Source organism: Streptomyces sp. NPDC006552, from assembly GCF_040611655.1.
Lineage (GTDB): Bacteria > Actinomycetota > Actinomycetes > Streptomycetales > Streptomycetaceae > Streptomyces.
Genome location: NZ_JBEXOS010000137.1, coordinates 1 through 4520, shown reverse-complemented (window position 1 = coordinate 4520; position 4520 = coordinate 1). Strand labels below are relative to the sequence as shown.

At 72.1% G+C, this 4520-nt stretch carries 4 protein-coding genes; 1 reads left to right on the top strand and 3 read right to left on the bottom strand.

Annotation, left to right across the window (positions count from 1 at the left end; genetic code table 11):
* Positions 1 to 262: 262 nt before the first annotated feature.
* Complete coding sequence (locus ABZY33_RS35860; RefSeq protein WP_356495910.1) at positions 263 to 1249, bottom strand: aldo/keto reductase; 987 nt, start codon at positions 1247 to 1249, stop codon at positions 263 to 265.
* 30 nt (positions 1250 to 1279) lie between these two features.
* On the bottom strand, positions 1280 to 1963 hold the full coding sequence (locus ABZY33_RS35855; protein ID WP_356495909.1) for a GDSL-type esterase/lipase family protein: 684 nt from the start codon (positions 1961 to 1963) through the stop codon (positions 1280 to 1282).
* 68 nt (positions 1964 to 2031) lie between these two features.
* Here ABZY33_RS35855 and ABZY33_RS35850 point away from each other — a divergent pair, with 68 nt between their 5' ends.
* On the top strand, positions 2032 to 3036 hold the full coding sequence (locus ABZY33_RS35850; RefSeq protein WP_356495908.1) for a WD40 repeat domain-containing protein: 1005 nt from the start codon (positions 2032 to 2034) through the stop codon (positions 3034 to 3036).
* A 100-nt stretch (positions 3037 to 3136) separates the two neighbouring features.
* Here the strand turns inward: ABZY33_RS35850 and serC are convergent, their stop codons facing one another.
* The gene (serC, locus tag ABZY33_RS35845; protein WP_356495907.1) at positions 3137 to 4255 is read right to left on the bottom strand and encodes a phosphoserine transaminase; all 1119 of its coding nucleotides are present in this window, start codon (positions 4253 to 4255) and stop codon (positions 3137 to 3139) included.
* Positions 4256 to 4520 lie beyond the last annotated feature (265 nt).

The window sequence follows — 4520 nt, the reverse complement described above, 5'->3', positions numbered from 1 at the left end:
CATCGGGGAGCTGCGGCGAAGCCGCATGCTCCAGGGGCGCGGGGAACTGCGCGACCAGCCCCCACCGGGCCCGCAGCCGCACCTGACCCCGGCCCGCACCCACACCCGCACCCGCACCGCCCGCCGCGTTAGGCTCAGGGCGTGGACCCGAAGACGCGGAACCGGATCATGGCCGGGGTGCTTGTGCTGATGTTCGTCGTGGTGGCCGTGGCGGCGGCCGTCGGCTCGTAGCCGATCCCGGCCGCCGCCACCTGCGCGCGGGCTACCAGGCGAACGCCTCCGGGGACGGCCCCGGGCCCGGGAAGATCTCGTCGAGACCCGCCAGGACCTCCTCGCCCAGGTCGAGCTCGACCGCGCGCAGCGCCGAGTCCAGCTGCTCCTGGGTGCGCGGGCCGACGATCGGGCCGGTGACGCCGGGACGGGTCAGCAGCCAGGCCAGGGCGGCCTCGCCGGGCTCGATGCCGTGCTTGTCGAGCAGGTCCTCGTACCGCTGGACCTGCTCGCGCACCTGGGAGTTCTCCAGGGCGCCCGCGCTGCGGCCGCCGTTGCGCCGGCTGCCCTCGCGCTCCTTCTTCAGCACGCCGCCGAGCAGACCGCCGTGGAGCGGGGACCACGGGATGACGCCGACGCCGTAGTCCCGCGCGGCCGGGATGACCTCCATCTCGGCGCGCCGCTCGGCCAGGTTGTAGAGGCACTGCTCGCTGACGAGGCCGAGCCGGCCGTGGCGGGCGGCCACCTCGTTGGCCTGGGCGATCTTGTAGCCGGGGAAGTTCGACGAGCCCGCGTAGAGGATCTTGCCCTGCTGGACGAGGACGTCGACGGCCTGCCAGATCTCCTCGAAGGGGGTGGACCGGTCGATGTGGTGGAACTGGTAGATGTCGATGTAGTCCGTCTGGAGCCGCTTGAGGCTGGCGTCGACGGCGCGGCGGATGTTCACCGCGCTGAGCCGGTCGTGGTTGGGCCAGACGTCGCCGCCGCCGGTCATGCTCCCGTAGACCTTGGTGGCAAGGACGGTCTTGTCGCGCCGGTCGCCGCCCTGGGCGAACCAGTTGCCGATGATCTCCTCGGTACGGCCCTTCTCGCTGCGGCCGTACACGTTCGCCGTGTCGAAGTAGTTGATGCCACTGGCCAGCGCCGCGTCCATGAGGGAGTGGCTGGTTGCCTCGTCGGTCTCCGGACCGAAGTTCATGGTGCCGAGGACGAGCCGGCTGACCTTGAGTCCCGTGCGTCCGAGCTGCGTGTACTTCATGACAGCCCAGCCAAGTCGGTGGAGTGCGCTCTAGGCAAGCACCGCGGGGGAGTGGGCCGCCGCAAGGCGGTAGGGGCCGCCGATGCCCCACGCCTGGTGCAGCGCCTCGGCGAAGGCCGCGGCGAGCTTGTGCTCGCCGGAGGCGTTCGGGTGCGTGCCGTCGTAGGTGTCCGTGTGGATGTCGTACGAGCGCGGGGCCGAGGCCAGCAGGAGCGGGGAGCGGGGCTCGTCCAGGTCCGCGACCGTCTTCGCGAGCAGGGTGTTGAAGTGGGCGACCTCGGCGGCGAAGGCGGCGTCGGACTCGGCCCGGATGTTCGGGATGACGGGGAGGGCGGCCATGCGCACGGCCGGGTTGGCGGTGCGGGCGGCGGTGACGAAGCGGCGGACGTTCTGCGCGGTCTGCTCGGCGTCCGTGTAGAAGCCGAGGTCGATCAGGCCGAGGGAGACCAGGAGGAGGTCGGCGCGGGCCCCGGCGACCGCGTCCGCGATGGCCGGTGCCATGTGCAGCCAGCCCTCGCCCCAGCCCGCGAAGTGGGCTTGCGGGAAGCCGGGGTCGGCGTAGTCGTGGCCGCCGCCGTGCAGCGCGGTGCGGGGGCCGGTCACGGCGCAGGCGGTGCCGGTGGCGCGCAGGTGCTGCCACATGCGGTGGCGCCAGGTGTGCTCGCCCGCGCTTCCTATCGTCATCGAGTCACCGACGAACATGAACCTGAGCATCCGCTCATCATCGTCGATCACCCGGACCGCGTGCGTGTGAGACCGAACACGCCTGGCAAGCTGGGGGCATGCGTTCGTACAAGGCGTCGTCGCGTGTGGGTGGGGCCGCGGCCGCCGCCGTGCTGCTGTCGGTCTGCGCGGCCGGTCCCGCGTCCGCCGGCGACCGGCCGGCCGGCTCCGACGGCTTCACCCTCCAGGACCCGCGGATCACCGAGTCCAGCGGCCTGGCCGCCTCCCGCGCCCACCCCGGCGTCTACTGGACCCACAACGACAGCGACGACGGCGCGTACCTGTACGCCGTCGACGGGCGGACCGGGAAGACCGTCGCCACGCTCACCCTGACCGGGATCGGCTCGCCGCGGGACGTCGAGGCGATCTCGGTCGGCCCGGACGGCGACCTGTACGTCGGCGACATCGGGGACAACCTCGGCGGCACCTGGGACCACGTGTGGATCTACAAGGTGCCCGAGCCGAAGGTGCTGCGCGACCAGACCGTACGGGCGACGCAGTACGTCGTGAAGTACGCGGACGGGCCGCGCAACGCCGAGGCGATGATGGTCCACCCGAAGACCGGCCGGGTCTACATCGTGGAGAAGGACGAGGACGGCGGCGGCCTCTACGAGGGCCCGGACCCGCTGGACTCCGCCGCCACGAACGTCTTCAAGCGGGTCGCCGACATCGATCTGTGGGTTACCGACGGCGCCTTCTCACCGGACGGCAGACAGCTCGCCCTGCGCGGCTACTTCGGCGGTGTCGCGTACTCCTGGAAGAACGGGAAGCCCACCCGGCAGGGCCAGTTGAGCGTGCCGATGCAGCCGCAGGGCGAGTCGGTGACGTATACCGCCGACGGCCGGACCCTGCTCTACGGCAGTGAGGGCCGGGGGAGTTCGGTCAAGCCCGTGGAGGTCGCGGGCGCGGGCGGGAACTCCGGGGGATCGGACGGGAGTTCGGCCGACGGCGGCGACGGCGACGGGGGCGGGTTCACCGGCAAGGCCGGGGCCGTCGGGGCGGCCGTACTGCTGATCGTGGTCCTCGGGGTGGGGCGGCTGGTACGGCGGCCCAAGGCGAAGTGACCCGCCGGGTGCGCGCCGGGGACGCGGGGCTCCGCCCCGGGCCCCGCTCCTCAGGCGCCGGAGGGGCTGTTGGATGCCCTCCCGGCGCCTGAGCGGGGCGTCAGAGCTTGTCGATCACGTAGTCGACGCAGGCCGTCAGCGCCTGCACGTCGGCCGGGTCGATCGCCGGGAACATCGCGACGCGCAGCTGGTTGCGGCCCAGCTTGCGGTACGGCTCGGTGTCGACGATCCCGTTGGCGCGGAGCACCTTCGCGACGGCGGCGGCGTCGATGTCGTCGGAGAAGTCGATCGTGCCGATGACCTGCGAGCGCTTGGCCGGGTCCGTGACGAACGGCGTCGCGTGCTTGGACTCCTCGGCCCACGTGTACAGGCGGGTCGAGCTGTCCTTGGTCCGCGCGGTCGACCAGGAGAGGCCGCCCTGCCCGTTGATCCAGTCCAGCTGCTCGGCGAGCAGGAAGAGCGTGGCGAGGGCCGGGGTGTTGTACGTCTGGTTCTTGCGGGAGTTGTCGATCGCCGTCGGCAGGGAGAAGAACTCCGGGACGTGGCGGCCGCTCGCGTGAATGCGCTCGGCGCGCTCGATCGCGGCCGGGGAGAAGACCCCGATCCACAGGCCGCCGTCGGAGGCGAAGGACTTCTGCGGGGCGAAGTAGTAGACGTCCGTCTCGGCGATGTCCACGGGCAGGCCGCCCGCGCCGGACGTGGCGTCGACCAGGACGAGGGCGCCCTCGTCGGCGCCGGCCACGCGCTTGATGGGGGCGGCGACACCGGTCGAGGTCTCGTTGTGGGTCAGGCCGTAGACGTCGACGCCGGACTCGGCCTTCGGCTCCGGGTGCGTGCCCGGGTCCGAGCTGATCACGGTCGGCTCGGCCAGCCAGGGGGCCAGCTTGGACGCCTTCGCGAACTTGGAGGAGAACTCGCCGAAGTTCAGGTGCTGCGACTTGTTCTCGATCAGCCCGTGGGTCGCGACGTCCCAGAAGGCGGTCGAGCCGCCGTTGCCCAGGACGACCTCGTACCCCTCGGGGAGGGAGAACAGGTCCTTCACCCCCTCGCGCACCCGGCCGACCAGGTTCTTGACCGGGGCCTGGCGGTGGGAGGTGCCCAGCAGGGACGTGCCGGTGGCGGCCAGGGCGTCCAGCGCCTCCGTGCGCACCTTGGAGGGGCCAGCGCCGAAACGTCCGTCGGCGGGCTTGATGTCAGCGGGAATCTGGATCTCAGCCACGTCTTGGAGGGTAGCGGGTGTATTTGAGCGGGCTGGGGGGTGTCCGGCGGCTGAGATGGGTGATCTTGGGGGCGGCGGGGTTGTGGGGTGCGGCTCGCTTGTCGCGGCTGTGCGGGCCGCTCCCCGGCCGCGGGCCCGGTGGGGGCTGGTCGCGCAGTTCCCCGCGCCCCTGAGATGCGCACTGCGTGCGCCATCTCATCGGGCGCCCCTTCAGGGGCGCGGGGAGCTGCGCGAGAAGCCCCACCGGGTTGCGGACGAGGTACTG

Excerpts from the sequence above, each read along its gene's own strand:
- ABZY33_RS35855 (WP_356495909.1), bottom strand. The coding sequence starts at position 1,963 with ATGCTCAGGTTCATGTTCGTCGGTGACTCGATGACGATAGGAAGCGCG.
- ABZY33_RS35850 (WP_356495908.1), top strand. The coding sequence starts at position 2,032 with ATGCGTTCGTACAAGGCGTCGTCGCGTGTGGGTGGGGCCGCGGCCGCC.
- ABZY33_RS35860 (WP_356495910.1), bottom strand. The coding sequence starts at position 1,249 with ATGAAGTACACGCAGCTCGGACGCACGGGACTCAAGGTCAGCCGGCTC.